Source organism: Sphingomonas palmae (assembly GCF_900109565.1).
GTDB classification, from domain to species: Bacteria; Pseudomonadota; Alphaproteobacteria; order Sphingomonadales; family Sphingomonadaceae; genus Sphingomonas; species Sphingomonas palmae.
In genome coordinates this window covers 12892-38085 of sequence record NZ_FNZZ01000009.1, presented here as the reverse complement: position 1 = coordinate 38085, position 25194 = coordinate 12892, and the positions used below count along the sequence as shown (strand labels likewise).

Genomic DNA, 25194 nt, shown 5'->3' with positions numbered 1-25194 from the left:
GACGGGGCGCGTAGTCCCTCATGAGCGGGGGCTCACGCGGAGATCACCGATGCACGATCATATGAGCGCCGAGATGCAGGCTTGCATGGACGCCTGCCACCACTGCCACGTCACCTGCCTGTCGATGACCACCCAGCACTGCCTTCAGGTGGGCGGCGCACATGCCGCGCCCGACCACATCAAGATCATGCTCGATTGCGCGCAAATTTGCGCCACCTCGCTCGAGTTCATGGCGCGCGGGTCCGACCAGCATAAGCTCGTATGCGGCAGCTGTGCCCAGATCTGCCGCGCCTGCGCAGAGAGCTGCCGCGGGCTCGACGGCATGGAAGATTGCGTTGCCGCCTGTGAGCAATGTGCCGACGCATGCGAGAAGATGGCCGCCTGATCGGTGATGGGCGGGTGGCGATCGGCCGCCCGCTCCTCACATCGCCGTTGCGGGGGGCTCGAGCATCCCCAGCCAGGCGACCAGCGCGAGGATCGTGACCGCACAGCTCGTCTCGATTGCGAGACTGCGTCGCAGAGCAGCGAGCGCGGCCCGATGATCGCCCATAGCAACCGAGCGCTCGAACGCCGGCGTCAGCCGAAAACGGTTGAGGGAGGCCAGCCCCAGCATCGTGCCGAACAATGCCAGCTTGGCGAGGAGGAGCTGGCCGTAGAGGGTGGTGAGAAGTCTCGGTAGATTGCCGGCACCGACCAGCAGCCAGCCATTGACCAGGCCCGTCACAACGATCGTGCCGACCACGACCGTGCCGACCAGACCGAAGCCGTGCAGTGCGCCATGGGTTAGTCGGAGATGCGCGACATCGACGCGAACTGCTGGCCGCACCACGAGCAGCGTCAAACCGAGCAGTGCGCCGACCCAGGTTCCGGCCGCCAACAGGTGCAGAATGTCGGCGACCAGATGGACCCAGCCTGTCGCGCCTTCATCCATCGCGCCATGACCCGTCCAGGCGAGCGTCGCGAGCGCAAGGCCCGCCGCGAGCGCCACTAGGCCGAGCGGCGCAGTGCGTCCCGCCGCGATCAGCGCGGCGATCACGGCAACGATCAGCGCGACCATGCGCGCCTCCCATGCCGTGCCCATTGCGGACCCGGTAAGCAGCATCCCGATCGCTTCCCGATCGATCGGCCACGCCGGTGCACCGGCCATTGCCGCGGCGAGCAGGACGAGCGCGATGCCGGAGAAGACGAGCCCAAGCAGCCCGGTCCCCACCAGCCACGGGCGCAAGGCGAGTGCGTCTGCGCGCTCCCCGGCCTTGAGCCCGTAGAGGCTGAACGCCGACAGGCCGAACAGCCCGCTCAACGTCGCATAGAGCGCGAAGCGGACCCCGATCAGCGGCCAGGCGGCGTCCACCTTACTTCACCGCGAAGGCGAAATTGCCTGACACCCGATGCGTGTCGGCCGAGACGACGTGCCATGCGACGCTGTAGCGGCCCGCACCGAGCGGCGACTTGGGCACCACGACCAGCGTTCGACCGTCGGGTGCAACCTGGGTGGTGGCTGCAACCTTCATCGGCGGGTGCGTGGCGCCGCCATGGCCTGTCATCATCAGGTCCGCGCCAGAGAATTTCGGCATCAGCTTCTCGCTGAACTGCAAAGCGACACGCGCGGGCTTGGCAACGGTCGCGTTGGGCGCGGGTGAGGCCACAACGAGCTTCGGGTGAGCCTGCGCCGCACTGGCGAGGCTCAGGAGAGCGAGGGCGGCAGGAAGGGCGAGACTACGCATGAGGTACTCCGACGAGGTTCGTGCACCCTTCTACGCGGCGCGCTGCCCGACCCCTCACCAGCGGTTGAGGGATGATGGGCAGCGATGCGTATCCGGTGATAGAGGGGCGGAGTGGAAAGCATGGACGATCTAGACAGAGCATTGGCGCGACTAGCGGGCGCACCCGCCCCGGCCGCGTTGGAGGGTATCGAGGACCAGATCCTCGCACGGATCGGCAGCCGCCCCGCCGTGCGCGGGGCCGGGCTCGGGATCGGTGTGATAACCGCCGCGGCGCTCGGTATCGGGATCGTGGGCGCCGAGCTGCCCGCGACGGCAAGCCCTGCTGTCTCGCTCGCGCCGCTCGGCGGAGCCTCCCCCCTCGCTCCTTCCGCGTTACTGATCGGCGAGCCATGACCTCGACCAAGCGGGTTGTCCTGTGCGCCTTGCTCGCCTTCCTGGCAGCGATTGGTGGTGTCTTTATCGGGCGCGCGCTGCTGCCGCAGCCCAAGCAACCCGGTGCGGCGCTCCACGAGGTGCTGCACCACAAGCTCGCGCTCGATGGCGACCAGCAGGCCCGATTGAAGGTGCTCGAAGACCGGTTCGCGGTGCAACGCCGCGCCCTCGAGCTGGAGATGCGTGCCGCCAATGCCCGCCTTGCCGAGGCGATCGAGGCCGAGCATGGCAATGGTCCGCGGGTGGCCGCGGCGGTCGACCAAAGCCATGCCGCGATGGGCGAGCTGCAGAAGGCGACGTTGGCGCACATCTTCGCCATGCGTCAGCTCCTCCGGCCCGATCAGACCTCTCAATTCGATGACGCGGTGGTGAAGGCGCTCACCGACGGCCAGGGATGAGCCTCGATTGGAACGCGTTGTCGGATGGCGAACTGGCGACGCTCAGCATCGCCGGCCGACAAGCCGCTTTCGCCGAGATCGTGCGACGCTATCGGCAGCCGATGTTCCGGCTTTCGCGCGCGTTCCTCGGCGATGCCGACGACGCGCTGGACGTGACCCAGGAAGCGTTCGTGGCCGCACATCAGGCATTGTCGCGCTACGATCCCAACCGCTCGATGCAGGCGTGGCTCACGACCATCGCCGTCAACAAATGCCGCGATTGGGCGCGCAAGCGTGCCGTACGCCGGTTTCTGTCGTTCGCGCTGCCGAACGACGAACAGGTCCAGAGCATCGTCGACGAACAGGTGCCAATCGACGACGCAGCCGGCGATCGGCAGGAACTCGATCGTGTGACCCGCGCCATCTCGACCTTGCCCGCGAACCTGAAGGAGCCTTTGGTACTTCGGACGATCGAAGGCCTGAGCCAGGCCGAGACGGCCGAGGTGCTGGGGATCAGCCAGAAGGCGGTCGAAACCCGCCTGTATCGCGCGCGGGCGCGGCTGCTCGAAAAACTCGGGAACCGCTGAGGGCTGGACTGATCGGCCGCGTAGAAGAAGCGACGGCCCTTTCACGGCCCCATTCTTAGGAGCTTGCATGTCGCGCGTTTTCGACCGCCGCCAAGTGCTGCGCGGTGCCAGTCTGGCAGGAGGTGGCCTCGCCTTGTCGGCCTATATGCCGGCATGGGCACAGCCCGTCTCCGCCGGCATCGCCAAGCCGTTGCCTACGGTGTCGGGCGAGGACATCACGCTCAAGGTCGCGCATCAGATGATGATGATCGACGGGCGCCAGAGCCACGCCATCGGCATCAACGGCACCGTGCCCGCTCCGCTCATCCGCCTGCGTGAGGGACAGAACGTCCGGCTCCACGTCGTCAACGAGCTCGACGAGGAAACCTCGATCCACTGGCACGGTCTGCTGCTCCCCTTCCAGATGGACGGGGTGCCCGGGATCGCCTTCCCCGGCATTCCGGCGCGGTCGACCTTCACCTACGAGTTCCCGATCATCCAGAGCGGGACGTACTGGTATCACAGCCATTCCGGGCTTCAGGAGCAGGAGGGGCATTACGGCCCGATCCTGATCGACCCGAAGAACCCCGACCCCGTGCAGTTCGATCGCGAGCATGTGATCGTGCTGTCCGACCACAGCTTTCATCACCCGCACTACCTCTTCGATCGGCTGAAGAAGGAGTCGGGCTACTTCAATCGCCAGCGCCAGACCCTGGCCGGGCTTCTCGCCGGCAAGGATCAGTCGCTGAAAGAGCGGTTGGAGTGGGGCAAGATGCGGATGGACCCTGCCGACGTCGCCGACGTCACGGGCTCGGTCTACACCTACCTGGTCAACGGCTACGGCCCCAAGGACAATTGGACCGCGCTGTTCCGCCCCGGCGAGCGGGTACGGCTGCGCTTCATCAACGCCTCGTCGATGACCACCTTCAACGTTCGCATTCCGGGCCTGCCGATGACGATCGTCGCGGCCGACGGCTTGAACGTGCGCCCGGTCGAGATCGACGAGTTCCAGTTCGGCCCGGCCGAGACCTACGACGCGATCGTCACCCCGCCCGACCTGCGCGCCTATACGCTTGTCGGTGAGAGCATCGATCGCTCCGGCATGGCCCGCGCGACGCTCGCTCCGCGCGAGGGCATGGCGGCCGAGGTGCCCCCGCTCCGCAAGCGCCCGCTCGCGACCATGAAGGACATGGGCATGGGCGGCATGGATCATGGCACGATGGACCACGGCGGCATGAATCATGGTGCCATGGGCGGCGCTGCGGGTTCGATGTCCGGCATGGACCATGCTGCGATGGGGCATGGCGCAGGTACCGGCGCGATGCCGGGTATGGATCATTCCCAAATGAACCACGTCGCGGCCGGCGCCGCGGCAGGCGGCATGGCAGGCATGGACCACGGCCAGGCTCAGGGCGGGGCCATGGCCGGTATGGACCATGGCCCCGGCACGATGCCGGCGATGAACGGCGATCAGATGGGCGGGATGGACATGGGCGGCATGAGCCATTCCATGCGCGATTTCAGCAATGCCCCTGAGGTTAAGAAGGGACCGGGCGTGCAGACCATCTCGCCGATGCCGGTCGATCGGACCGGCGATCCCGGGCAGGGGCTGGAGAACGTCGGGCACCGCGTTCTCACCTATCGCGACCTGATGGCGCTCGACCGCAACCCGGACACGCGCGCACCGGAACGGGAGATCAAGCTTCACCTGACCGGCAACATGGAGCGCTACATGTGGGGCTTTGACGGCGAGAAGCTGTCGGAGAACCCCGACCCGATCACGCTGCTTCACGGCGAGCGGGTACGGGTGACGCTCATCAACGACACGATGATGGGGCATCCGATCCACATCCACGGCCACTTCTTCGACCTGGTGACCGGCAAGGGCGCCTACGCGCCCCGAAAGCATACGGTGCTGGTGCAGCCGGGAGGAACGGTAAGCTGGGACGTGACCGGCGAGGAAGGCGACTGGGCCTTCCACTGCCACATGCTCTACCACATGCACGCGGGCATGATGCGTGTCGTCCAGGTCCGCAAGGCCGGGGAGGCCGCGGCGTGATCCGGGCGCTCCTCCTCGCCGGTATGGCGCCGCTCGCCCTTGCGACACCCGCATTCGGGCAGACCATGGACCATTCCATGCACAACATGCCGGGCATGACCATGCCGGCAAAGCCGGCGGCCAAACCGGCCGCTAAGCCGAAAGCGAAAGCCGAGGCCAAGTCCGCGACTAAGCGTAAGGGCCCCGTCCGACGCACCGCGCCGCGGCGTGCGCAACCGGCGAAGACGCAGGCTGCCGACCCTCATGCCGGGCACGACATGAGCGGGATGCAGGGAATGGATATGAGCGGTCAGCAGCAGGCTGCGCCCACCCAGAACCCGCACGCCGGGCACGCTATGTCTGCTATGCCGGGCATGGCAGCATCGACAGATGCGGGCCAGGACCCGCATGCCGGCCACGACATGAGCACCATGCCGGGCATGGCGATGCCCGGCGATCAGTCCGCTGCCAAGGTCGGAACCGACCTTTCCCCCGGCAACAAGCCCGCTCCCGCTCCGGCCGGGGACCACCTCGCCGATCGTTTCTGGGGCGCGGACGCCATGGCCAGCTCGCGCGAGAACGATTTACGCCGCGAGCATGGCGGGATGACCGTCTATCAGATCCTCTTCAATCTCGCCGAATATCAGGCTCGCAAGGGTGGCGACGGCTATCGCTGGGATGGCGAGGCCTGGATCGGGGGCGACATCAATCGCTTTACGCTAAAGAGCGAGGGCGAAGGCACGTTCGGCAAGCCGCTCGAACAGGCCGAGGTGCAGGCGCTCTACAGCCGCGCTCTCGATCCCTATTGGAACCTCCAAGCCGGCGTTCGCTACGACTTTAAGCCCAACCCCTCGCGCACCTACGCGACGGTAGGGATCGAGGGGCTGGCCCCCGGTTGGTTCGAGGTGGAGGGCGCATTGTTCCTCTCCGACAAGGGCGACGTGCTTGGCCGCGCGGAGGGCTATTACGACCAGCGCATCACCAACTGGTTCGTGCTGCAGCCCAGGGTGGAGGCCAACTTTTCCGCCCAGGACGTGCCTGAAACCGGCACCGGCTCCGGGCTCACGGACCTCGAGGCCGGGCTTCGGCTTCGCTACGAGGGCCGGCGCGAGTTCGCGCCCTATATCGGCGTGTCGTGGGAGCGGCAGTTTGGCGACACCGCGCGCTTCACCCGCGCCCGCGGCGACAATACGGGTGGCTTCAGCTTCGTCGCGGGCGTGAGGACCTGGTTCTGAGCCCGCGGCTCCGCCTCCATGTCGGGGCAAGCAAGGTTCACCGCTGGCTTGCGCTCCTGATCGGGGCGCAGGCGATCGTCTGGTTCACCAGCGGGCTCGTCATGAGCCTGCTGCCGATCGACACCGTGCATGGCGATCACCGGATCGACCGGAACGTCGAACCCGCCCTGATCGCCACCCAGGACTTCGCGCCCGTCCCTGCCCTTCTCGCATCTGCCGGAGCGCCAGTGCGTCAGCTTCAGCACCGGATGCTGCTGGGGCGGCCGATCGTCGAAGCCCAGCTTGGCAACGGCAAGGTGCGTTTGCTGGACGCCCGCACCGCAAAGCCGCTGCCCCCGGTCGACGGCGCGGCCGCAGCGCTGGTCGCAAGGCAGGCGTATCGCGGCGATCCCGGCTCGGCGCCCGTCGTCGAGCGGATCGACCGCCCGAGCACCGAGTACCGCGGTGCCCTCCCCGCCTGGCGGGCCTCTTTTCCCGATGACGATGGGACCCGCATCTACGTGGCGGCTGAGACCGGGCGGCTGACATCGGTGCGAACCGGCACCTGGCGGCTCTACGACTTCTTTTGGGGCCTCCACATCATGGATTGGACCGAGCACGAACGGTTCAACACGCCATGGCTCAACGCCTTCGCCGCGGGCGGCCTAGTGTTCGCCGTCGCCGGTGCGATCCTGCTCTTCATGCGCTGGCCCCGTCGACGCCGCAGAAAAGCCCAAGGGGTCCGCTAGAGAGCCGCGTATCCTTCAGTGGGTGGGGCCGCACAGGAGAGCGCATGATGGACCACGACGACCCCAGCTCCAAACAAGGCGGTATGGGGATGAGCTACGGGCGCTTCGCCGCGATGATCGCGACGTCGACGATCGTGATGTTCGGCCTCATGTACCTCAACACCTATGCGCTCTCCCATGTCGAATACAGCCAGACCCGGACGTGGATGGCGATCGTCATGGGTGCCACGATGGCGATCATCATGATCGGGTTCATGTGGGGCATGTACCCAAACCGTCGCGCCAATCTCGGCATCGTCGCCGCCTCGATCGCGGTGTTCGCCGGCGCTTTGTGGCTTGTCCGCAGCCAGGAGACGGTCGGCGACGTCGCCTATATGAAGGCCATGATCCCGCATCACTCGATCGCGATCATGACCAGCGAGCGCGCGCACATCAAAGACCCCGAGGTGCGCAAACTCGCGGACGGGATCATCGACGCTCAGGTCCGTGAGATCGCGCAGATGAAGCACTACATCGCTCGGCTCGAGGCGCAGCCCACGCCCGACGATGCCCCCGACCTCCCCTCTTACCGCGACAAGCAGGTGGCGCCTCCTCCGCCGGAAACGGATGAAAGCGTCGGCGTGAATACGCTTCAGCCGATCCGGTAAATCCGGCCGCCCTGAGGGATGACGCGTCGGGGCGCGTATCATCCTCACGGGCGGGGGCCACGTGGAGAACCCAGATGAAGATGATCGCGACCATGACCGCCGCCCTGCTTGCTGCCTCGCCGGCTCTGGCGCAGCAAGCCGGTCACCAAGGCATGAACCACCAGGGCATGAATCACGCGAGCATGATGCAGCCGACGGCGGCTGATCCCTACGGCCCGGATATGATGAAGATGCACGAGCGCATGATGGCGGCGAAGGGTGCCGATGCTGGCGAGACGTGGATCCGCCAGATGATCGAGCATCACCGCGGCGCGGTCGCCATGTCGCAGACGGCGCTCCGGAGCACCCAGAACGCGGAAATTCGGCGCGAGGCGCAGAAGACCATCGCCAGCCAGAACCGCGAAATCGCGACACTGAATGCGATGCTTCGTAAGATGGGCAAGCGCGCCCAGTAATCGACTTCCGTCCCTCCCCCCGTCACATTGCGGGGGGACGGCCACCCAGGACCGCAGATATGGATCGCTTTCGTCTTCTCGCCGCCGCACTGGCGTTCGCTACTCCTGCGGGGGCCCTCGCCGCGGGTCCCGTCCTGATGCATCGCGACCCGGGTTGCCCCTGTTGCGAGAAATGGGCGAAGCAGGTGAAGGCGCAGTTTGGCCGCGCCGTGCGCGTCGTGGACGATGCGAACCGCGCGGCGTTCATGAAGGCACGCGGCGTGCCGCAAGACCTCGCCTCGTGTCACACCGCCATCATCGACGGTATGACCTTTGAGGGGCACGTTCCGATTGCTGACATGAAGCGCGCCCTTGCCACGCATCCGAAGGGCGTCACGGGTCTCGCGGTCGCCGGGATGCCGATGGGCTCACCGGGTATGGAAATGCCGGGCATGAAGGCCCAGGCCTATGATGTGATCGCGTTCGGGCCGAGCGGCCGCAGGGTGTTCGCCCACCATTGAAAGGGGAGGCGCGAACGCCTCCCCTCCCCGCTTACTTCTTCTGCATGCCCGACATGTCGTGGCCGGCATGTTCGCCGTGCTTCATGTCCTTCATGTCGGCGCAGCAATCCTTCTTTGCGCCGTCCTTGTCCTTGCAGCAGTCGGCGCCGTCCTTGCAGCACTCCTTCCCCGCGCAGCAGTCAGCGGCGGCAAAGGCCGTGGCGGGAACGAGCGCAAGCGCGATGGCCGCGCCGATGAACTTGATGGTCTTCATGTATGATTATCCTCGAATGCACTGATTGATTGGAATCCACGTCGATCAGGCGGTTCGGGGAGGTGGCGGCGCAGGGCCGCCCGAGCGACCAACAAGGGTAGGAGACTCGGGTACGGGCGGGTCCGTCCGCACGGCGAGCTGCGGCTCGGGAGACGTGTGAACATCGAGGGCCGTTGCGATGCAGGCTCCTACGCAATCCACCAGCGGAGCCTTTTTCACGGGAGTGGGCGGCGCGCGATCGCAATCGGCCATGCCGGCATGCGCCTGCGTAAGCGGAGCCGCCTGCGCCATAGCCTCGCACATCGGGCCCATCCGCACGAGCAGCATCGCGGCCAGCAGGACCAGCGCAAACGTGCGAACGAGGCGGCCGAAGCTCATGCGGCCCTTCTAGGTTGCGCCGGGCCGCCGCGCTAGATCAGTGCGCGACGCCCAGCATCATCCAGATCGCCATGGCGACCATCATTACGTTCTCGGTCAGCGACAGGAAGCCGAGCGGCACATTGCTGTCACCACCCACGCACGCGCATTTCAGCTCGCGCTTGTCGACATAGACGGCTTTGATGACCGAGACCGCTCCGATCGTCCCAATCACCAGCGCGATCGGCACCGACAACCAGGTCAACACACCGGCCGCCATCAGCACGCCCGCCGCGCCTTCCGCGTAGGGGTAGATGTAGGAGTATGGCACCCAGCGCTTCGCGAGCAGGTCGTAGTTGAGGAACATGGTCGCGAACTTCTCGACGTTCTGGAGCTTCAACAGCGCCAGCACACACATCGAGAAGGCGATGAACCACTCACCCGCGCGCACCGTGAATGGGGTGCCGAGCACGGCGTAGCTGGCCGCCAGCGCCATCAATGCCGTCATAGCGAACACAACCGCAACCGGGCGATAGGTCACTGCCTTGGGGTCCGCCACGGACTTGCCGAAGAACCGGCGCAGATCGTCATAACCTCCTACCCGCTCGCCGCCGATGAAGGTCTGCGGTGTTGTTTTAACCCCGTGCTCAGCCTTGAACGCGTCTGTTTCCTCGCGCGTCCTCAACCAGTGATCTTCAACCTCGTAGCCGCGTCGCTGCAGCAGGTCCTTGGCCTTCAGGCCGTACGGGCAGGTGTGCGTCGGCATCACCATGCGGTAGATCGTCGCCTGTTTGGCGGGGGCGGTCGCCATGTCCTTCTCCGATTTATTCGCCCCGCCTATATAGGCTCCGTACCATGGTCCGGAGTCAAGGCATGATGGGCATGACGATCGCGGGGCTCGCGCGCGAGGGCGGCGTGGGTGTCGAGACGGTGCGCTACTATCAGCGCCGGAGGCTTCTCGACACGCCCGATCGGCCGGACGGAGCCGGCACGACCGGCGGCATCCGGCGCTACGGCAACGAGGACGTGCGACGGCTGCGCTTCATTCGTTCGGCCCAGGCGGCGGGGTTCACTCTTGAGCAAATCGGCGAGTTGCTGGCGCTGGACGCGACCGACGATCGCGCCCGTGCGCGCCAGCTCGCCAATGAGCGCATTGCGGCGCTGGACGCGAAGATCGAGGAGCTTGAGCGGGTGCGCATTTCGCTCCGCCGGCTCGCTCGCGAATGTGGAGACGGTCCGGATGGCCCGTGTCCTATCCTGACGGCGTTCGAGGCCGACTGACGCGCTACTCCGCCGCGGTGGCAAGACTCGCCAGATCGGTTTCGGGTGTAACAGACACTCCAGCCGCTTTTCGTTCGGAGTAGCGATCGACAAGCTGGACCGCATGGGGCCGCATCAGCACCGTGAACCTGACCAGCTCCTCCATCACGTCCACAATCCGGTCGTAGTAGCTGGACGGCTTCATGCGCCCGTTCTCGTCGAACTCTTTCCACGCCATCGCGACCGAGCTTTGATTGGGGATGGTAAACATTCGCATCCAACGGCCGAGCAGGCGCAGCGTATTGACCGCGTTGAACGACTGCGATCCGCCCGACACCTGCATGACGGCGAGCGTCCGCCCTTGAGTCGGGCGCATTCCGCCCATTTCCAGCGGCAGATGATCGACCTGCGCTTTCATCAACCCGGTTATCTGGCCGTGGCGTTCGGGCGAGCACCACACATGGCCTTCCGACCACATCGACAGCTCGCGCAACTCGCGCACGGCCGGATGATCGTCCCCCTGAACTTGATCGGGCAACGGCAAGGTGGAGGGGTCGAAGATGCGGGTTTCCGCCCCGAACAGGCGGAGCAGCCGCGCCGCTTCCTCGACCGCCAGGCGCGAGAACGACCGCTCGCGCAGCGAACCGTAGAGCAGCAGAATACGCGGCGCGGGATCGGCCGCGCCCAGGCCGAGTGCCGGGCGGTCGCGCACATAGGCGCGTTCGAGTGCCGGCAGGTTGTCGGGATCGGGGAGCTGGCGCAGCGGCATTAAAGAGCCTTTACGAGATAGGTGGCCGAGGCGGGGCAGAGCGCGGTGAACTCGCGCGAGCTGGCAATAGCCAGGGGAGCGGCGCCGCGGTCGGCGCCGGCGTAGCCGTTCGCCTGAAAAGGGAGCGGCCGTGGTGGTGAGCAGGTGCAGCCGCTCGACTTCGCCAGCGGCGCACCGTTCCAAGTGAGTTACCAGCTTGCGTCCCAACCCAAGACCGCGACGGTGCGGGAGGATCACAAGCGAGCGGAGCAGGCGATCCGGCCCATCGCCTTCCAGCCCGATGTAGCCGATGAGGCCACGGTCGTCGGACAGGCCGAAGAACAGCCGGCCGGGTTCCTCTAGGTCTGATGTAGGCAGCCCCGCTTGTTCAAGCGCGGCCCGGAGAATGTCATACGCCTCGCGCGGCACCTCGTAGAACGTCGTCTGGCTCACGCGGGCGCGCCCCGCTCATACCATCCCCGCGACCGCTTTACGATCGACACGACAGAAAGCATCACGGGAACCTCGACCAGCACGCCCACCACCGTCGCCAGCGCCGCGCCGGAGTTGAGGCCGAATAGCGAAATCGCGGCCGCGACCGCCAGCTCGAAGAAGTTGGACGCGCCGATCAGCGCAGCCGGCGCGGCGACACACCAGGCAACCCCGAACCGGCGCGACAGCCAGTAGGCGAGCCCGGCGTTGAGATAGACCTGGATGAGGATGGGGACGGCGAGCAGCGCAATCACCAGCGGTTGCGCGAGGATCTGTGCGCCCTGGAAGCCGAACAACAGCACCAGCGTCGCCAGCAGCGCCACCAGCGACACCGGGCCAAGGCGAGCGAGAAGTCGATCGAGTGCGGGTTGCCCCCCACTCGCCAGTATCCCGCGCCGGATCAGTTGGGCGACGATCACTGGCACGACGATGTAGAGCACGACCGAGAGCAACAGCGTGTTCCACGGCACCGTGACCGACGCTACGCCGAGCAGCAGCGCCACCAGCGGCGCAAACAGGAACACCATCAGGACGTCGTTCAAGGCGACTTGCGACAGCGTGTAGGTAGGCTCCCCGTCGCAGAGGTTGGACCAGACGAACACCATCGCCGTGCAGGGCGCAGCGGCGAGCAGGATCAGCCCGGCAATGTAGGATGGTCCCTCCCCTGCCGGCAGCAGCGGAGCGAACAGCCAGCCAATGAACAGCGCGCCCAGCGCCGCCATCGAGAACGGTTTGACCGCCCAGTTAATGAACAAGGTGACGCCCACGCCCTTCCAGTGCTGGCGCACGGAGCCGAGCGCGCCGAAATCGATCTTGAGGAGCATCGGCACGATCATCAGCCAGATCAGGGCGGCGACGACCAGATTGACGCGAGCGACTTCGGCCATGGCGATCGACGCGAACAGACCGGGGAGCGCATGGCCGAGGGCGATGCCGGTGACGATGCACAGCGCCACCCAAACCGACAGAAATCGCTCGAATGTCCCGATGCCGGGCCGGACCTGTTCGGAGGCGAGCGTCGCCATCAGGCGACCCGCGCGCCCGAGGCGTCTACGACCAGCTCGCCATCCTCCTTGGCGAACGCCCCGCGTTGAGCTTGCGGCAGCAGATCGAGCACCGCTTCGGAGGGACGGCAGAGCTTCACGCCCAGGGGCGAGACGACCAGCGGCCGGTTGATGAGGACCGGATGCGCCATCATCGCGTCCACCAGCGCGTCGTCAGAGAGCGAGGCGTCGCCCAGCGCCAGCTCGGCGTAGGGCGTGCCCTTCTCGCGCAGCAGCTCGCGCGGGGTGATCCCGGCGCGGTCGATCAGCTCGACCAGCAGCGCGCGCGCGGGCGGCGTTTTCAGATACTCGACGACGTGCGGCTCGATCCCGGCGTTGCGGATCAGGCCCAGCACGTTGCGCGAGGTGCCGCACTCGGGATTGTGGTAGATGACGATATCGACGGCCACGGCGCAGCTTCCTTTCAGCAGCAGGGGGCGAGTTCGGCGACGAGCGGCGCGCACAGCTCAGCCGAGCCCGCGCAGCAGTCGTTGACGAGGAACAGCATCAGGGCGCGCAGCCCGGCGAGATCAGCACGGTAGATGACCGAGCGGCTATGCCGATCGGAGCGGACCAGGCCGGCGCGTGCGAGGATGCCAAGGTGCGCCGACATGGTGTTCTGCGGCACGTCGAGCTGCCGGGCGATCTCGCCGGCGGCCAAGCCATCCGGTTCATGCCGCACCAGCAGACGGAACACGTCGAGGCGGGTACCTTGCGCCAACGCGCCCAATGCGGAGATAGCCGAGTCCTTTTCCATATATCCAGCATAGCGGATATATGGGCAGGGTAAAAGTGCGGCTACCAGATCACCCGCAGCAGCTCGCCGCCGTTCCGCTTGCCTTCGCCTCCTGGATTGGCGGACATGGCACATCGCCGAACGAGCAGAATACGCAGCAGTCGCCGGCAAGGGGCCGCAGGACCGCCGCGCAATGCCGGCAATCGTAGAAGAACTGGCACGCGTTGGTCGGCATCGTCTCGGTCGCGGCCCCGCCGCATTTGGGGCAGGTCAGGGTAGAGGTGAGCTGCATCAGGAGAGAGCCTTCATCAGCGGCGCTTCCACATGGTCCCACACCAGTGCGATCAGCGTCAGGGCCGAGCCGATCGCGAGCACGATAGGGGTCATCCGAGAGGGCAGCGGAGTCGTGCAGGAGCGGTCCGCAGTGCAGGCCCTCCAACGCCGTGTGTAGTACCACCACCCGGCAGCCAATCCAATGATCGAGAGTGCGGTCAATGGCCAACGCAGCGGGAGCAGTGCCGTGAAGGTGCTGGACAGGCCGGCTCCCACGCCAAGTGCCGCGAACGCGAGCGGGAGGACACAGCAAGACGCGGCGGCGAGAACCGCGCCGACGCCCGCCAGTGCGCCGAGGGTCGACAGCCCCGTGTCGGCGTGGTTTGACGTCTTCGGCGTGACGATGGGTTTGGTCGCGGCAGTGCTGGGGTTCAAAGGTCGTCTCCGGCGGGAGAACGCGCTAATGCATCCTGTAGCGGCTACAGGAGCAAGCGTTTTCATGCAGCAGAGCATCGCGATCGGTGAGCTGTCGCGCCGAACGGGCGTGAACATCGAGACGATCCGCTACTTCGAGCGCATCGGCGTTCTGGCGACGCCGCCCCGCACCGCAGGCGGGCGACGGGTCTATGGAGCCGAGCACGTCCGCGCGCTTGGGTTCATCCGTCGCGCGCGCGAACTCGGCTTCACCCCGGCGGAGGTGCGCGCATTCCTTGAGCTTGGCGGACCCGCAAGGGCGCCATGCGGCGAGGTCCGGGAAATCGCGGAGCATCATCTGGAGCGGGTCCGCGCGAAGATGAACGATTTGGCGCAGCTCGAAAGCCTGCTCTCGGCAACCATCAAGCGGTGCGAAGGCGGTGTGGCTGCGAGTTGCGCCGTGATCGACCTGCTGGAACAACAATCGTCCGCGTAGGTGTCACAACCGTCCGGGGCTGTTGAAATACACCGGACACGTTGACCTGACCCCTGTGTTGCACTCCCGGGGTTGAGGGAGTGAGGCCATGATGGGCACGAGCTGCGACCGTGGGCGGTCGGGACCCGGTTCCCGCACCATAGAAGCCATGTTGCCGCGTGACCACCTTCTCCGGCGCGTGGACCGGCTGCTCGAAATGGGCAAGCTCAGGGCGGCTCTGTCGTCGCACTACAGTGCGCGCGGTCGGCCGTCGGTGGATCCCGAGTTGCTGATCCGTATGGCGTTGATCGGCCGCATCTATGCGATCACGTCCGAGCGCCGGTTGTGCGAGGAGCTGCGCTACAACCTCGCTTATCGCTGGTTCTGCCGTCTGGCGCCCGGCGCGGCTGTCCCGCACCACTCCACCTTCAGCAAAAACCGGCACGGGCGATTTCGAGACGCCGGCGTGTTCCGGCTTTTGTTCGAGAACACGGTGCGGCGCTGCCTTGCGAAGGGGCTGGTCTCCGGCAAGGACGCTGCGATCGACGCCTCGTTTATCGCCGCGGACGCGAGCTGGCAGCGCAAGGTCTTGCCGGCCAATCTGCCCGACGCGAGCAGGGCAAGTCGCCCTGTGCGCGAGTGGCTTGCCGATCGGACGCGGGTGCCGGAGCCGCTGACCGGGACGGGCAAGGGTTTCCCAAGTGTTTCGCGGACCGATCCCGCGGCGGCCTGGTCGGCGCGAACGGTGCGAGGGCGGTTCGGCTATGCCCTCAACGTCATGATCGACACGCCAGGCGGAGCCGCGCTCGAAGTCGAGGCAACCCCCGCCCGCTTCGCGGAAGAGGTGGCGGCGGGTCGTGACATGCTGGCGCGAGCTGCCGATCGGTTCGGTTATCGGCCCAAGCGGGTCGCCGCGGATAAGGCTTATGGGAGCGCCGCGTTTCTCGCCTTCGTGCGCGACCAGGGCGCGCTGCCTCACATCCCCGTGATCGACCGCTCCGAACAGACCAGGGGCAAGTTCCCGCGCGAAGCGTTCACCTACGATCGCGGTCGCGACTGCTTCACCTGCCCTGCGGGCAAAGCACTGGCGCACCGCGGCTTCCATCAACCCACTGGAGTGCACCGCTACAGGGCGCGACCTGACGATTGCCGGGCGTGTTCGCTGCGCCAGCAATGCACGAGCGCTCGTGGGCGTGCCCTGTGTCGCATGGAGAACGAGGATGCCCGCGACCTTGCCCGGGCCCAGATGCGGACCGGTCTCTTCAAACGATCCATGCGGCTGCGCCGAGGGGTCGAGCGCCTGTTCGCCGATGCAAAGGTGAAGCATGGCATGGGGCGGCTGCATCTCCGCGGAATCCGAGGCGCGGAAGAGGAGTTTCTGATCGGCGCGGCGGTGCTCAACCTGCTGCTGCTGGCTAGGCCCGATCATGCCGGTTCCCGCTCGCTCGCGGGGAAGTGACGGTAGAAGGTCGAACGACCGACCTGAAGCAGCTTCGCCACCTTGGCGGGCTTGTCGCCCGCGGCGAGCAGCTTGCGCGCGGTGTCGAGCATGTCGGGGGTCATCACCGATTTGCGGCCTCCGCCGGTGCCGCCCTTCGCCCGTGCTGCCGCCAACCCGGCGATGGTCCGCTCCTTGATCAGCTCGCGTTCCATCTCGGCGACCGAGGCGAGTATGTGAAACAGGAGTCGGCCCGAGGACGTGGAGGTGTCGAAGCCATCCGTCAGCGAACGGAAATGGACCTTGCGTGCCGACAGGTCGGCCGCCAGCTCGATCAGCCCCTGGATCGAGCGGCCGAGCCGGTCGAGCTTCCAGATCACCAGCGTGTCGCCGGCCCGCACGAAGTCGAGCGCTTCCGTCAGGCCCGGTCGGGTCGTCTTCGCGCCGCTCGCTTTGTCGGTGAACAGCTTCTCGCATCCGGCCTTGGTCAGCGCATCGGTTTGCAGCGTCAGATCCTGATCGGCGGTCGAGACACGCGCATAGCCGATCAGCACTTGTCCCGTAACTCCATCCCGAACCGCCAGTTTCGGGACTCATATTTCGGGAACAGGTTTTGGGAAAGCGAAATCTGCTGTTGAGGCCCTATGAGGCGGCCCAGCCGACCGTCCCGCTGAACGTTCCCAATCGGGAAGGCTGATAACCGGCTCACCCATGGAATAAACCCGGGCGAGCGTCGTCTATGCTTTCAGGACTGATGCGCCGGAGGCTTATGCATAGACGAAACTGGATGCTGGGTCTGACTGCTCCGGCCCTACTTACAGGCGCAGCCGCGGCCTCCCCTGCCGATGGCTACGCCAGCATAGTGTCTGCCGCGATGGACCGGATGATGGCGGGCATGATGGTCAAGCCGTCCGGCGACGTCGACCGCGACTTCGTGGCGATGATGCTCCCGCATCATCAGGGCGCCATCGATATGGCGGTGGCGGAGCTGCGCTATGGCCATAACGAGCAGCTCAAGCGCATCGCGCAGGAGATCATCATCGACCAGCAGCAGGAGATCGCCGCCATGAAGCTGGCGATCGGTCAGCCGCTACCCCCTTCGACGCCAGCCCCGACGCAGGGCGGCGACCACCATAGCCCTATGGAGCACTGACATGATCCGGACCATCCTGCGCTCGGCCGCCTTGCTGATGAGCGCCGCACCGGGCCTCGCCATGGCCCAGCAGGCGCCGTGGAACGCTAAGGACATGCCCGTCAGCCACCGCGACCGCGTCTATGCGTCTGAACAATTCTCCAACACGGTGTCGGTGACGGACCCGGCCGACAACCGGCTGCTCGGCGTCATCAAGCTCGGCGATCCGCAGCCGATGAACTTTTCGCCGCTCTACAAGGGACAGGTGCTGGTCCACGGCCTCGGCTTCTCGCCGGACGGGAAGACCTTGGCGGTCGTGTCGATCGGATCGAACGCCGTGTCGTGGATCGACACCGCCACCAACACGGTCAAACACACGACCTATGTCGGGCGCAGTCCGCACGAGGCGTTCTTCACGCCAAACGGCAAGGAGGTGTGGGTCACGGTCCGCGGCGAGGATTATATCGCCGTGCTCGACCCCACGACGTACAAGGAGACGGGGCGCATCAAGACGCCCGGTGGTCCGGGCATGACGATCTTCTCTCCCGATGGCCGGTACGGCTATGTCTGTTCGTCGTTCAATCCGGTGCTGGCCGTGTTCGATGTCGCGACCCACGCGCAGGTCGGACAGGTGGCACAGCCAAGCCCGTTCTGTCCCAATATTGCCGCGACGCCGGACGGCAAGCAGGTGTGGTTCACGCTGAAGGACATCGGCAAGACGGTCGCATTCGATGCGAGACCACCCTTCGCGATCCTGAAGGTGCTGGATACCGGGCCGATCACCAACCATGTCAACTTCGCCCGCACGGCCAAGGGGCAGTTCGCCTATGTGACGGTCGGCGGAGAGAATGCGGTGAAGGTGTTCCGCACATCCGACTTCGCGCCCGTCGCCACCATCCCGGTCGGCAAGATGCCGCACGGTGTCTGGCCATCGGGCGACGGCCGGCGCATCTACGTCGGGCTGGAGAATGCCGATGAGCTCGCCGCGATCGACACCGCTGGCAACACGGTCGTTGCCACCGTGCCGGTCGGACAGGCACCGCAGGCGATCGCCTATGTGTCGAACGCAGTTCCGACAGGCCCCGGCACCGACAATCTCCAGCCGCTCGGCACGGCCGGCAAGGCGTTGCATCTGACCATGGGGCCGATCGGCGGCAAAGGTACAGCAAGCAGCATCACCCTCTTCGACCAGGGCATCATTCAGGTCGTGCAAAGTGCCGTTACCGGTTTGCAGCCCAAAAAGCCTTACATGCTCGTGCTGACCGCCAATGCGGACGGCAGTGGTGCGGTAGAGCCGCTTGCGAACTTCATGAGCAACCCGGCAGGTGCGGCGATCGTCAACGCATCGGGTCCGATCCGGCAGATCGTTCAGGGCAGCACCGCGACACCCCGGCGCTTTCTGGCGGTTGCGGAGGTGGTGAACGGCGCGCCGGGGCGCATCGTGCAGGTGCAGCGCGACTGAGATGGACCCGCTTGCCGCCGCGATCGAACCGCTGATCCCCGGGCTGCGCCGCTATGCCCGGTCGTGGTTGCGCGACCGGGTGATGGCGGATGACGTGGTGCAGGATTGCCTGGAGCGCGCGGTCGGGCGCTGGCGACAGCGACGGGGTGCGGAGGTCCGCCCGTGGGTCTATGCGATCCTGCACAATTTGTTGGTCGATCATCAGCGGCAGCATAGCCGGCGAGGTACGGCGGTTCCGCTCCACCTCGTGGACGACGCCGCGCTCGGCCGCCCGGCCGATCAGGACACAGGCCTGCACCACCGCGACCTGCTGCGCGCGCTTGATGCGTTGCCTGAAGAACAGCGAACGGTGCTGCTCCTGGTCTCGGTCGAGGGCCTGCCCTATGCGGAGGTCGCTGCCGTAGCCGGCGTGCCGCTGGGCACGGTAATGTCGCGCATATCGCGGGGGCGCGACCGTCTGGCGACACTCCTCCGGGAGGGTGAACGGCCGCGATTGAGGAGCGTGCAATGACCAGCCCGATCGGCGAGGACGATCTGGCCGCATGGATCGATGGCAGGTTGTCGCCCGAGCGGCAGCGCCTGGTTGACGCCTACCTTAAAGGCCAGCCGGATCTGCATGCCCGTTTGCGGGAGCAGGCGGAGCAGGCGCGAGCCCTCGCATCCCTGTTCACCACGATCGCGGACGAACCCATTCCGGCGACGATGCGCGTGGCAGCGATCAGGGGACGGCAAAGGCAACCGCGTTGGCAACTCGCCATTGCCGCGTCACTTCTGCTGGCGTTGGGGTTTGGCGGGGGCTGGTCGAGCGCGCGGTGGAGCGGTGAACCCCGCGCGGGCATCGCGGCGCTGGCCAACGAGGCGAGTGACAATTTCCGTGTCTATGCCGCCGACCGGATACGACCGGCGGAAATCGGCCCCGACCAGCGCGCCATGCTGATCCGGTGGACCTCCGCCCGACTGGGTGAGCGCGTCACCATCCCGGACCTCAGCACAGCCGGCTATCGCTATGGCGGGGGGCGATTGGTCGCGACGCCTCACGGCCCTGCGGCACTGCTCCTCTACGACGGACCGCAAGCGTCGAAACTCGCGGTGCTGACGAGGCCTATGCAGATCGACAAGACCGCGAGCATGACCAGCACGTCCAGCGGGACCATGGGCCGGGTCACATGGGCGGTTGATGGGATCGGCTATAGTGTGGTGGGCGAGCGACCCGCGGCCGAGTTGCATCCGATCGCCGACGAGGTCCGGCGCCAGGCCGATGCGGCGCTGGTGTCCTGATTGCACCTTGCCGCTTCCCGACGCCGACAGGCACCGGGCGATCCAGCGGGATCACGGCTTGCGCTCGACGTCCTTCCTGTCGGCCTCGGCCGGCGTCCGGCGAGCCCGCTCGCGGATGCGGCGTTCCAGCGGCGCACCGACGAACAGGACGAGCATTGCAAGGCTCACCCCGCCGATGATGAGCGGCCACACTGCCAACCCCGCTGCCGCGCCGATCGTGGCCGTCACCCAGATGCACGCGGCGGTCGCCAATCCATGCACTTCCTGACCCTGGCCGACCCGCAGCACCGCGCCGGCACCGATGAAACCGACGCCTGTCAGAATGCCCTGCATCGCCCGCCCTGCGGCGTCGGCGTTTACATTTGGCAGGCCACTATGCACGACCGCCTGCACGGCGATGCAGCTCGCCAGACCGACCAGACCCAGCGTTCGCAAGCCCATGATCTGCCGGTTCTCGCGCGAGCGTTCCCAGCCGAGCACCATCCCGGCCGCGGTCGCCACCACCAGCCGCCCGATCGCATCGATCCAGAAGCCGATGTCCGATGCCCCTGACGCTTCGATCATTCGACCAGCACGTGGACGTGATGCCAGGCGGTGCACAGATAGCCGGCGAAGTTCCACATCGTGTCCGGCCGTTCGGGCTGTCCCTGTCCAGCCCCGTCGAAGGCGCGCACGACAAGGTGCTGGCGACCTTTGGCAAGCGTGGCGTCGAGGGTCCAGCGCCGCCAACCCCAGTGCGTCTCCGGATCATCGGCGAACGTCGCCTGTTGCCACTCGCGACCACCGTTTACCGACACTTCGACCCGAGAGACGCGGCGATCATAGGCGATGGCATAGCCCTCGATCCGCACCTCCCCGGCCGGCAGGCTTTCGCCAGAGCCGGGCACGCAGATCGCGGCGTTGAGCGGCATGGCATTGATGGTCAGACCCCGGCTCCAGTCGACGGTGTCGCTCGTCACATCGGCGGGAAACAGCTTGTAGTCGTGCGCCTGGATCGGTGCGTCGGAAGGCATGTCTCGCACCTCGATCCGTGTCAGCCATTTGGCGCTGCGCACGCCGGCATAGCCCGGCACCACCATGCGGAGCGGTGCGCCGTGTTCGGGCGTCAGCGGCTCGCCGTTCATCGCCCAGACGAGGAGGACGTCGGGCTGCCGCGCCTTGCTCATGGCGATCGATACCCCGAACAAGGCTTCCTCGCCCTCCACGTCCACCTCGTCCGCGCCGGTGAACGCCACGAACAGGTCGGACGCATCAGGTGCGCCGACCGCATCGAGCACATCGGCCAGGCGTACGCCGGTCCACTCTGCATTGCCGATCGCGCCGACATCCCAAGGATCACCCGACGTTTTTCCGACCTGCTGGAGGTCAGTGCGCCGGTTGCCGGCGCACTGGAGAACTGCCGTCACCGTCCGCGTGGGGAACGTAGCTTTCAGTTCCTCTACCGAGAAAGAGCGGCTCGCCATGCCCGTCCCGCTCACCTCGATCCGATGATTGGCGGGCAGATCCGGCACTGGCCCGTGGCTGCGCACGTAGAACAGCGCCTGCGGCGTCAGGAACCGCTCGATCAACGCACTGGGCGTCGGCTCGGCGTTGTAGGGATCGGATTTGCGCTCGATCATATCGGTCATGGACGAACAAACGCCGCGGGCACGCGGATCGCTTCAAGTCTTCAAGACCATCACAGACGAAAGGCTGCCGATCGTTCCGATATCCAGATTGGAATGAGCAGATCAAACGGTTGGTCGTATCGATCAGATTGCGCGATATAAGCTGCATGACCCTGGAGCAGCTCAGAATATTCGTCGGTGTCGCGGAGCGCGAACACGTCACCAAGGCAGCGGAGGTGCTGAACGTCACGCAGTCTGCTGCCTCCGGCGCGATTGCTGCCCTCGAAGCGCGCTACGGGGTTCCTCTGTTTCACCGCGTCGGGCGTGGCATCCAGCTGACCGAAGCAGGCCGCGGCTTTCTGGAGGAAGCGCGCGCGGTGCTGGGGCGGGCAGCGCATGCCGAGACGATGCTGGCGGACTATGCCGGGCTTGCCCGTGGTTCATTGCGGATCGTCGCCAGCCAGACGATCGCGAGCTACTGGTTGCCGGCAAAGCTCGCCGCCTTCCACGAACGCCACCCGCAGATCGCGGTTGAGCTCGCGATCGACAACACCGAAGGTGCGGCAGCGCAGGTCCTGAGCGGCGCGGCGGAACTCGGCTTTGTCGAGGGCGAGGTGGACGAACCGGCACTCGCCCACTGGACTGTCGGGCGTGATCCGATGGTGCTGGTCGGCCGCGAGGACGCCGAACGTGTCGACGAGGCCTGGCTGCGCACTGAACGCTGGATCGTCCGTGAGCTGGGATCCGGTACGCGCTCGACCTTCGAGGACGTGCTGCGAACGCGCGGGTTTGATCCGGCCCAGCTGACGATAGCGATGACGCTGCCGTCCAACGAGGCGGTGCGTACCGCGGTCGAGGCCGGTGCCGGCGTTGCCGTCTTGTCGCGATTGGTCGTAGCTCGTGCGCTCAAGGCCGGTGACCTTGTCGAGCTGCCGCTCGGGCTGCCCGACCGCGCCTTTCACGCGCTGCGCCACAAGGAACGCTATCGCACCCGCGCGGCCGACGCGCTGACGGACCTCATCAAGGAGCAGGTCGCATGACTGCCGACACGCACTCCGTTCTGAGCGGCCTCAAGCCGCTCAGCCGGCTCGATCACCCCCGCGAGATGATCCGCCAGTTCACGCCCAACTGGTTCGCCGCGACGATGGGCACGGGCATCCTCGCGCTCGCACTGCCGCAGGTACCCGGCATTGGACCCTCGCTGAAGCCATTCGGCGAGGTGTTGTGGTTCTTCAACATCGCACTCTTCGCGCTGTTCGCCGGCCTCTATGGCGCGCGCTGGGTGATGTTCGGGCATGAGGCGCGGCGCATCTTCGGGCACAACACCGTGTCAATGTTCATCGGGACCATCCCGATGGGGCTGGCGACAATCATCAACGGCTGCCTCGCCTTCGGCATCGCGCGGTTCGGGAATGGCATCGTACCGGTCGCGCAGGTCTTGTGGTGGATCGACGTCGCCATGTCGCTCGCCTGCGGCGTGCTGATCCCGTACCTGATGTTCACCCGCCACGAGCATAGCCTGGACGGCATGACCGCGGTATGGCTGCTGCCGGTCGTCGCTGCCGAAGTGGCGGGTGCCAGCGGCGGGCTGCTCGCGCCGCATCTGGCCGATCCCCACGCGCAGCTAGTCACGCTTGCGACCTCCTATGTGCTGTGGGCCTATTCGGTGCCGGTCGCGTTTGGCATCCTCGCCATCCTCATCCTGCGCATGGCACTCCATAAGTTGCCGCATGAAAGCATGGCGGCATCCTCCTGGCTGGCGCTGGGGCCGATCGGCACGGGTGCTCTGGGCATGCTGGTGCTCGGGGCAGATGCGCCGGCGATCCTCGCGGCGCACGGGTTGGCCGATGTCGGTAGCGTCGCTCAAGGGATCGGCGTTGTCGCCGGACTCTGCCTGTGGGGTTTCGGCCTGTGGTGGCTGGCGCTCGCGACGCTTATCACCATCCGCTACTGGCGCGCTGGTGTGCCGTTCAACCTGGGCTGGTGGGGCTATACCTTTCCGCTCGGCGTCTACACCGTCGCCACCTTCCGCCTCGGCACGACGCTGAACCTCGGCTTCTTCGGCATAGCTGGCACGGTGCTGACAGTCGCGCTTGCGGCGATGTGGCTGCTGGTCGGTGCCAAGACGCTGGCTGGCGCATGGCGGGGCAACCTGTTCGTCTCGCCCTGCATCGCCACCCCGAACTGATCCGCCGTGGTGATCGGATCAGTCGGTTCGATCACTTGCAGAACGCCCCTTCGATCCGCCAGCGTGGCTGGCCACAGGAGAGCCTTGTCATGGACAATTTCGACGCCGGGCTGGCGAGTGAGACCAGCCGTCGCCGCTTTCTTAGGCATGCCGCGCTCGGCAGCGCCGGCCTTGCCGCAGCACCTGCGCTGGCACAGCAGCTCGTCGACCTGAAGCTGCCTGGCGGCAATGCCGAACGGCCGATGACCAGCGCCTTTCCCGGCAAGGGCAGCATGATCCTCCAGCGTGTCCATCCGCCTTTGCTGGAAACGCCGATGGACGTGTTCGACAAGTCGGTGTTCACGCCCAACGACCAGTTCTTCGTCCGCTGGCACTGGGCCGACATCCCGACCTCGATCGATGTCGAGACTTTCCGCCTCAACGTCTTCGGCCACGTCAACCGACCGCTGTCGATCAGCCTCGCCCAGCTGCTGCGCCTGCCGCGGGTCGAGATGGCGGCGGTCAACCAATGCTCGGGAAACAGCCGTGGGCTGTTCCAGCCACGTGTTGCCGGCGCGCAATGGGGCAACGGCGCGATGGGCAATGCCAAATGGCTCGGTGTGCGCCTGCGCGACGTGCTCGACCTCGCCGGGGTCAAGACAGGCGCGGTGCAGGTGCGCTTCGGTGCGCTCGATCAACCGGTCGTGGCGGGCGCCCCTGACTTTGAGAAGGCGCTCGACATCGACCATGCCCGCGACGGCGAAGTGATGATCGCCTTCGGCATGAACGGCGAGCAGCTGCCGCTCCTCAATGGCTTTCCCTGCCGGCTGATCGTGCCGGGCTGGTACTCGACCTATTGGGTCAAGATGCTGAACGCGATCGAGGTACTGCCCGGCCCTGACGACCAGTATTGGATGGCCAAGGCCTACAAGATCCCCGCGACGCCGGGCGCGAATGTCGCGCCCGGCGCCAGAGACTTCCCGACTGTCCCCATCAACCGCATGATCCCGCGCAGCTGGATGACCAGCCTGCCCGATGGCCAGACGATAGCCTATGAGGCATCGATCCCGGTCGGCGGGATCGCGATGGGCGGCGATTGCGGCGTCGCCAAGGTCGATGTGTCGTCGGACGGTGGCCGCACCTGGTACAGGACGACGCTCGGCGCGGACGAGGGCAGGTACAGCTTCCGGCGCTGGGATGGTCGCGTGCCGCTGCGACGCGGGCCCAACCCCATCATGGTGCGCTGCTGGAATACCAACGGCGTCGCCCAGCCGATGAAGCCGATCTGGAACCCGGGCGGGTTCATGCGCGGCAACATTGAGACCACCACCATCATCGCGGCTTGAGGAGCGAGTAG

The 25194-nt window shown here is 66.3% G+C and carries 33 protein-coding genes and 1 pseudogene; 20 read left to right on the top strand and 14 right to left on the bottom strand.

Translation table 11 applies throughout. The annotated features are described in order from the left end of the window. Window positions 1-49: 49 nt before the first annotated feature. Window positions 50-385, top strand: coding sequence for a four-helix bundle copper-binding protein (locus BMW51_RS15650; protein ID WP_093008127.1), 336 nt, complete (start codon window positions 50-52; stop codon window positions 383-385). 36 nt (window positions 386-421) lie between these two features. On the opposite strand, the gene copD is transcribed toward BMW51_RS15650, so the two are convergent. Both copD and copC read right to left on the bottom strand, forming a co-directional pair. Then, window positions 422-1351, bottom strand: a complete 930-nt coding sequence (gene copD / locus BMW51_RS15645; protein WP_093008125.1) for a copper homeostasis membrane protein CopD — start codon at window positions 1349-1351, stop codon at window positions 422-424. Window position 1352: 1 nt separating this feature from the next. Next, entirely contained in the window at window positions 1353-1724 is a 372-nt protein-coding gene (gene copC, locus BMW51_RS15640; RefSeq protein WP_093008123.1) for a copper homeostasis periplasmic binding protein CopC, read from the bottom strand. A 120-nt stretch (window positions 1725-1844) separates the two neighbouring features. Between copC and BMW51_RS15635 the strand changes: the two genes are divergently transcribed. From BMW51_RS15635 to BMW51_RS15595, 9 genes are all read left to right on the top strand, one after another. Next, entirely contained in the window at window positions 1845-2117 is a 273-nt protein-coding gene (locus tag BMW51_RS15635; protein ID WP_093008121.1) for a hypothetical protein, read from the top strand. After that, window positions 2114-2554 (top strand): periplasmic heavy metal sensor, encoded by a 441-nt coding sequence (locus tag BMW51_RS15630; RefSeq protein WP_041043253.1) that lies wholly within the window; start codon window positions 2114-2116, stop codon window positions 2552-2554. The genes BMW51_RS15635 and BMW51_RS15630 overlap by 4 nt, the downstream gene beginning before the upstream one ends. After that, on the top strand, window positions 2551-3120 hold the full coding sequence (locus BMW51_RS15625) for an RNA polymerase sigma factor (protein ID WP_093008119.1): 570 nt from the start codon (window positions 2551-2553) through the stop codon (window positions 3118-3120). Before BMW51_RS15630 ends, BMW51_RS15625 begins: the two co-directional genes overlap by 4 nt. 67 nt (window positions 3121-3187) lie before the next feature. Continuing rightward, window positions 3188-5158: a copper resistance system multicopper oxidase gene (locus BMW51_RS15620; protein WP_093008117.1), complete on the top strand. Its 1971-nt coding sequence runs from the start codon at window positions 3188-3190 to the stop codon at window positions 5156-5158. Between the two features lie 23 nt (window positions 5159-5181). Further along, window positions 5182-6372 (top strand): copper resistance protein B, encoded by a 1191-nt coding sequence (locus BMW51_RS15615; protein WP_177171719.1) that lies wholly within the window; start codon window positions 5182-5184, stop codon window positions 6370-6372. Then, window positions 6363-7100 carry a PepSY domain-containing protein gene (locus BMW51_RS15610; protein ID WP_093008165.1) on the top strand — a complete coding sequence of 246 codons (738 nt, stop codon included), beginning with the start codon at window positions 6363-6365 and terminating at the stop codon, window positions 7098-7100. The genes BMW51_RS15615 and BMW51_RS15610 overlap by 10 nt, the downstream gene beginning before the upstream one ends. A 47-nt stretch (window positions 7101-7147) precedes the next feature. Continuing rightward, entirely contained in the window at window positions 7148-7747 is a 600-nt protein-coding gene (locus BMW51_RS15605; protein ID WP_218139406.1) for a DUF305 domain-containing protein, read from the top strand. 74 nt (window positions 7748-7821) lie between these two features. Beyond that, a complete protein-coding gene (locus BMW51_RS15600) occupies window positions 7822-8202 on the top strand; it encodes a DUF305 domain-containing protein (protein WP_093008113.1) in 381 nt (126 codons plus the stop codon). 59 nt (window positions 8203-8261) lie between these two features. Next, complete coding sequence (locus BMW51_RS15595) at window positions 8262-8702, top strand: DUF411 domain-containing protein (RefSeq protein ID WP_245708593.1); 441 nt, start codon at window positions 8262-8264, stop codon at window positions 8700-8702. Between the two features lie 31 nt (window positions 8703-8733). On the opposite strand, the gene BMW51_RS15590 is transcribed toward BMW51_RS15595, so the two are convergent. Together BMW51_RS15590 and BMW51_RS15580 are read right to left on the bottom strand one after the other, a co-directional pair. After that, entirely contained in the window at window positions 8734-8955 is a 222-nt protein-coding gene (locus tag BMW51_RS15590) for a hypothetical protein (RefSeq protein WP_058733717.1), read from the bottom strand. Between the two features lie 415 nt (window positions 8956-9370). After that, window positions 9371-10123, bottom strand: a complete 753-nt coding sequence (locus BMW51_RS15580; RefSeq protein WP_093008109.1) for a MauE/DoxX family redox-associated membrane protein — start codon at window positions 10121-10123, stop codon at window positions 9371-9373. Between the two features lie 65 nt (window positions 10124-10188). Here BMW51_RS15580 and BMW51_RS15575 point away from each other — a divergent pair, with 65 nt between their 5' ends. Next, on the top strand, window positions 10189-10593 hold the full coding sequence (locus tag BMW51_RS15575) for a MerR family DNA-binding protein (RefSeq protein ID WP_093008159.1): 405 nt from the start codon (window positions 10189-10191) through the stop codon (window positions 10591-10593). Window positions 10594-10597: 4 nt separating this feature from the next. Here the strand turns inward: BMW51_RS15575 and arsH are convergent, their stop codons facing one another. The 7 genes and pseudogenes from arsH to BMW51_RS15540 form a co-directional block, all read right to left on the bottom strand. After that, window positions 10598-11341 carry an arsenical resistance protein ArsH gene (gene arsH, locus BMW51_RS15570; protein ID WP_093008107.1) on the bottom strand — a complete coding sequence of 248 codons (744 nt, stop codon included), beginning with the start codon at window positions 11339-11341 and terminating at the stop codon, window positions 10598-10600. Between the two features lie 180 nt (window positions 11342-11521). Then, window positions 11522-11749 (bottom strand): annotated as a pseudogene (locus BMW51_RS16305) (GNAT family N-acetyltransferase); the annotation flags it as partial. Window positions 11750-11769: 20 nt separating this feature from the next. Beyond that, window positions 11770-12837 (bottom strand): ACR3 family arsenite efflux transporter, encoded by a 1068-nt coding sequence (arsB, locus tag BMW51_RS15560; protein ID WP_425441003.1) that lies wholly within the window; start codon window positions 12835-12837, stop codon window positions 11770-11772. Continuing rightward, window positions 12837-13265, bottom strand: coding sequence for an arsenate reductase (glutaredoxin) (gene arsC, locus BMW51_RS15555; RefSeq protein WP_093008103.1), 429 nt, complete (start codon window positions 13263-13265; stop codon window positions 12837-12839). The genes arsB and arsC overlap by 1 nt, the downstream gene beginning before the upstream one ends. A 14-nt stretch (window positions 13266-13279) precedes the next feature. Continuing rightward, on the bottom strand, window positions 13280-13612 hold the full coding sequence (locus BMW51_RS15550; RefSeq protein ID WP_093008101.1) for an ArsR/SmtB family transcription factor: 333 nt from the start codon (window positions 13610-13612) through the stop codon (window positions 13280-13282). Window positions 13613-13661: 49 nt separating this feature from the next. Then, complete coding sequence (locus BMW51_RS16395) at window positions 13662-13883, bottom strand: GDCCVxC domain-containing (seleno)protein (protein WP_093008099.1); 222 nt, start codon at window positions 13881-13883, stop codon at window positions 13662-13664. Continuing rightward, a complete protein-coding gene (locus BMW51_RS15540; protein WP_245708592.1) occupies window positions 13883-14299 on the bottom strand; it encodes a mercuric transporter MerT family protein in 417 nt (138 codons plus the stop codon). The genes BMW51_RS16395 and BMW51_RS15540 overlap by 1 nt, the downstream gene beginning before the upstream one ends. A 64-nt stretch (window positions 14300-14363) precedes the next feature. Here BMW51_RS15540 and BMW51_RS15535 point away from each other — a divergent pair, with 64 nt between their 5' ends. Then, entirely contained in the window at window positions 14364-14774 is a 411-nt protein-coding gene (locus BMW51_RS15535; RefSeq protein WP_245708591.1) for a MerR family transcriptional regulator, read from the top strand. Between the two features lie 148 nt (window positions 14775-14922). Further along, on the top strand, window positions 14923-16212 hold the full coding sequence (locus BMW51_RS15530; protein ID WP_177171716.1) for a transposase: 1290 nt from the start codon (window positions 14923-14925) through the stop codon (window positions 16210-16212). Here the strand turns inward: BMW51_RS15530 and BMW51_RS15525 are convergent. Further along, entirely contained in the window at window positions 16179-16745 is a 567-nt protein-coding gene (locus BMW51_RS15525; protein ID WP_093008097.1) for a recombinase family protein, read from the bottom strand. The genes BMW51_RS15530 and BMW51_RS15525 overlap by 34 nt on opposite strands. Window positions 16746-16930: 185 nt before the next feature. Between BMW51_RS15525 and BMW51_RS15520 the strand changes: the two genes are divergently transcribed. From BMW51_RS15520 to BMW51_RS15505, 4 genes are read left to right on the top strand one after another with little or no spacing between them, the layout of a single operon-like run. Beyond that, window positions 16931-17344 carry a DUF305 domain-containing protein gene (locus BMW51_RS15520; protein WP_479725489.1) on the top strand — a complete coding sequence of 138 codons (414 nt, stop codon included), beginning with the start codon at window positions 16931-16933 and terminating at the stop codon, window positions 17342-17344. Between the two features lies 1 nt (window position 17345). Further along, the gene (locus BMW51_RS15515; protein WP_058733715.1) at window positions 17346-18785 is read left to right on the top strand and encodes a YncE family protein; all 1440 of its coding nucleotides are present in this window, start codon (window positions 17346-17348) and stop codon (window positions 18783-18785) included. 1 nt (window position 18786) lies between these two features. Next, window positions 18787-19296, top strand: a complete 510-nt coding sequence (locus BMW51_RS15510) for an RNA polymerase sigma factor (protein ID WP_093008095.1) — start codon at window positions 18787-18789, stop codon at window positions 19294-19296. Beyond that, window positions 19293-20063, top strand: a complete 771-nt coding sequence (locus BMW51_RS15505; RefSeq protein WP_058733713.1) for an anti-sigma factor family protein — start codon at window positions 19293-19295, stop codon at window positions 20061-20063. The genes BMW51_RS15510 and BMW51_RS15505 overlap by 4 nt, the downstream gene beginning before the upstream one ends. Window positions 20064-20114: 51 nt before the next feature. On the opposite strand, the gene BMW51_RS15500 is transcribed toward BMW51_RS15505, so the two are convergent. Both BMW51_RS15500 and BMW51_RS15495 read right to left on the bottom strand, forming a co-directional pair. After that, window positions 20115-20627, bottom strand: coding sequence for an MgtC/SapB family protein (locus tag BMW51_RS15500; RefSeq protein ID WP_093008093.1), 513 nt, complete (start codon window positions 20625-20627; stop codon window positions 20115-20117). Beyond that, the gene (locus tag BMW51_RS15495; protein ID WP_058733711.1) at window positions 20624-21691 is read right to left on the bottom strand and encodes a molybdopterin-dependent oxidoreductase; all 1068 of its coding nucleotides are present in this window, start codon (window positions 21689-21691) and stop codon (window positions 20624-20626) included. Before BMW51_RS15495 ends, BMW51_RS15500 begins: the two co-directional genes overlap by 4 nt. 146 nt (window positions 21692-21837) lie before the next feature. On the opposite strand from BMW51_RS15495, the gene BMW51_RS15490 reads away from it, so the two are divergent. The 3 genes from BMW51_RS15490 (at window position 21838) to BMW51_RS15480 (ending at window position 25183) form a co-directional block, all read left to right on the top strand. After that, window positions 21838-22710, top strand: coding sequence for a LysR family transcriptional regulator (locus BMW51_RS15490; protein ID WP_058733710.1), 873 nt, complete (start codon window positions 21838-21840; stop codon window positions 22708-22710). Then, the gene (locus tag BMW51_RS15485) at window positions 22707-23858 is read left to right on the top strand and encodes a TDT family transporter (protein WP_093008091.1); all 1152 of its coding nucleotides are present in this window, start codon (window positions 22707-22709) and stop codon (window positions 23856-23858) included. Before BMW51_RS15490 ends, BMW51_RS15485 begins: the two co-directional genes overlap by 4 nt. A gap of 89 nt (window positions 23859-23947) precedes the next feature. Further along, the gene (locus BMW51_RS15480; protein ID WP_093008089.1) at window positions 23948-25183 is read left to right on the top strand and encodes a molybdopterin-dependent oxidoreductase; all 1236 of its coding nucleotides are present in this window, start codon (window positions 23948-23950) and stop codon (window positions 25181-25183) included. Window positions 25184-25194 lie beyond the last annotated feature (11 nt).

Coding starts and splice junctions, on each gene's coding strand:
- BMW51_RS15605 (WP_218139406.1), top strand. CDS start 7,148: ATGGACCACGACGACCCCAGCTCCAAACAAGGCGGTATGGGGATGAGC.
- BMW51_RS15550 (WP_093008101.1), bottom strand. CDS start 13,612: ATGGAAAAGGACTCGGCTATCTCCGCATTGGGCGCGTTGGCGCAAGGT.
- BMW51_RS15510 (WP_093008095.1), top strand. CDS start 18,787: ATGGACCCGCTTGCCGCCGCGATCGAACCGCTGATCCCCGGGCTGCGC.
- arsH (WP_093008107.1), bottom strand. CDS start 11,341: ATGCCGCTGCGCCAGCTCCCCGATCCCGACAACCTGCCGGCACTCGAA.
- copC (WP_093008123.1), bottom strand. CDS start 1,724: ATGCGTAGTCTCGCCCTTCCTGCCGCCCTCGCTCTCCTGAGCCTCGCC.
- BMW51_RS15590 (WP_058733717.1), bottom strand. CDS start 8,955: ATGAAGACCATCAAGTTCATCGGCGCGGCCATCGCGCTTGCGCTCGTT.
- BMW51_RS15620 (WP_093008117.1), top strand. CDS start 3,188: ATGTCGCGCGTTTTCGACCGCCGCCAAGTGCTGCGCGGTGCCAGTCTG.
- BMW51_RS15595 (WP_245708593.1), top strand. CDS start 8,262: ATGGATCGCTTTCGTCTTCTCGCCGCCGCACTGGCGTTCGCTACTCCT.
- BMW51_RS15580 (WP_093008109.1), bottom strand. CDS start 10,123: ATGGCGACCGCCCCCGCCAAACAGGCGACGATCTACCGCATGGTGATG.
- BMW51_RS15625 (WP_093008119.1), top strand. CDS start 2,551: ATGAGCCTCGATTGGAACGCGTTGTCGGATGGCGAACTGGCGACGCTC.
- BMW51_RS15535 (WP_245708591.1), top strand. CDS start 14,364: ATGCAGCAGAGCATCGCGATCGGTGAGCTGTCGCGCCGAACGGGCGTG.
- BMW51_RS15575 (WP_093008159.1), top strand. CDS start 10,189: ATGGGCATGACGATCGCGGGGCTCGCGCGCGAGGGCGGCGTGGGTGTC.
- BMW51_RS15490 (WP_058733710.1), top strand. CDS start 21,838: ATGACCCTGGAGCAGCTCAGAATATTCGTCGGTGTCGCGGAGCGCGAA.
- arsB (WP_425441003.1), bottom strand. CDS start 12,837: ATGGCGACGCTCGCCTCCGAACAGGTCCGGCCCGGCATCGGGACATTC.
- BMW51_RS15505 (WP_058733713.1), top strand. CDS start 19,293: ATGACCAGCCCGATCGGCGAGGACGATCTGGCCGCATGGATCGATGGC.
- BMW51_RS15515 (WP_058733715.1), top strand. CDS start 17,346: ATGATCCGGACCATCCTGCGCTCGGCCGCCTTGCTGATGAGCGCCGCA.
- BMW51_RS15530 (WP_177171716.1), top strand. CDS start 14,923: ATGTTGCCGCGTGACCACCTTCTCCGGCGCGTGGACCGGCTGCTCGAA.
- BMW51_RS15485 (WP_093008091.1), top strand. CDS start 22,707: ATGACTGCCGACACGCACTCCGTTCTGAGCGGCCTCAAGCCGCTCAGC.
- BMW51_RS15600 (WP_093008113.1), top strand. CDS start 7,822: ATGAAGATGATCGCGACCATGACCGCCGCCCTGCTTGCTGCCTCGCCG.
- BMW51_RS15495 (WP_058733711.1), bottom strand. CDS start 21,691: ATGACCGATATGATCGAGCGCAAATCCGATCCCTACAACGCCGAGCCG.
- BMW51_RS16395 (WP_093008099.1), bottom strand. CDS start 13,883: ATGCAGCTCACCTCTACCCTGACCTGCCCCAAATGCGGCGGGGCCGCG.
- BMW51_RS15615 (WP_177171719.1), top strand. CDS start 5,182: ATGGCGCCGCTCGCCCTTGCGACACCCGCATTCGGGCAGACCATGGAC.
- BMW51_RS15650 (WP_093008127.1), top strand. CDS start 50: ATGCACGATCATATGAGCGCCGAGATGCAGGCTTGCATGGACGCCTGC.
- BMW51_RS15480 (WP_093008089.1), top strand. CDS start 23,948: ATGGACAATTTCGACGCCGGGCTGGCGAGTGAGACCAGCCGTCGCCGC.
- BMW51_RS15500 (WP_093008093.1), bottom strand. CDS start 20,627: ATGATCGAAGCGTCAGGGGCATCGGACATCGGCTTCTGGATCGATGCG.
- BMW51_RS15635 (WP_093008121.1), top strand. CDS start 1,845: ATGGACGATCTAGACAGAGCATTGGCGCGACTAGCGGGCGCACCCGCC.
- BMW51_RS15630 (WP_041043253.1), top strand. CDS start 2,114: ATGACCTCGACCAAGCGGGTTGTCCTGTGCGCCTTGCTCGCCTTCCTG.
- BMW51_RS15520 (WP_479725489.1), top strand. CDS start 16,931: ATGCTTTCAGGACTGATGCGCCGGAGGCTTATGCATAGACGAAACTGG.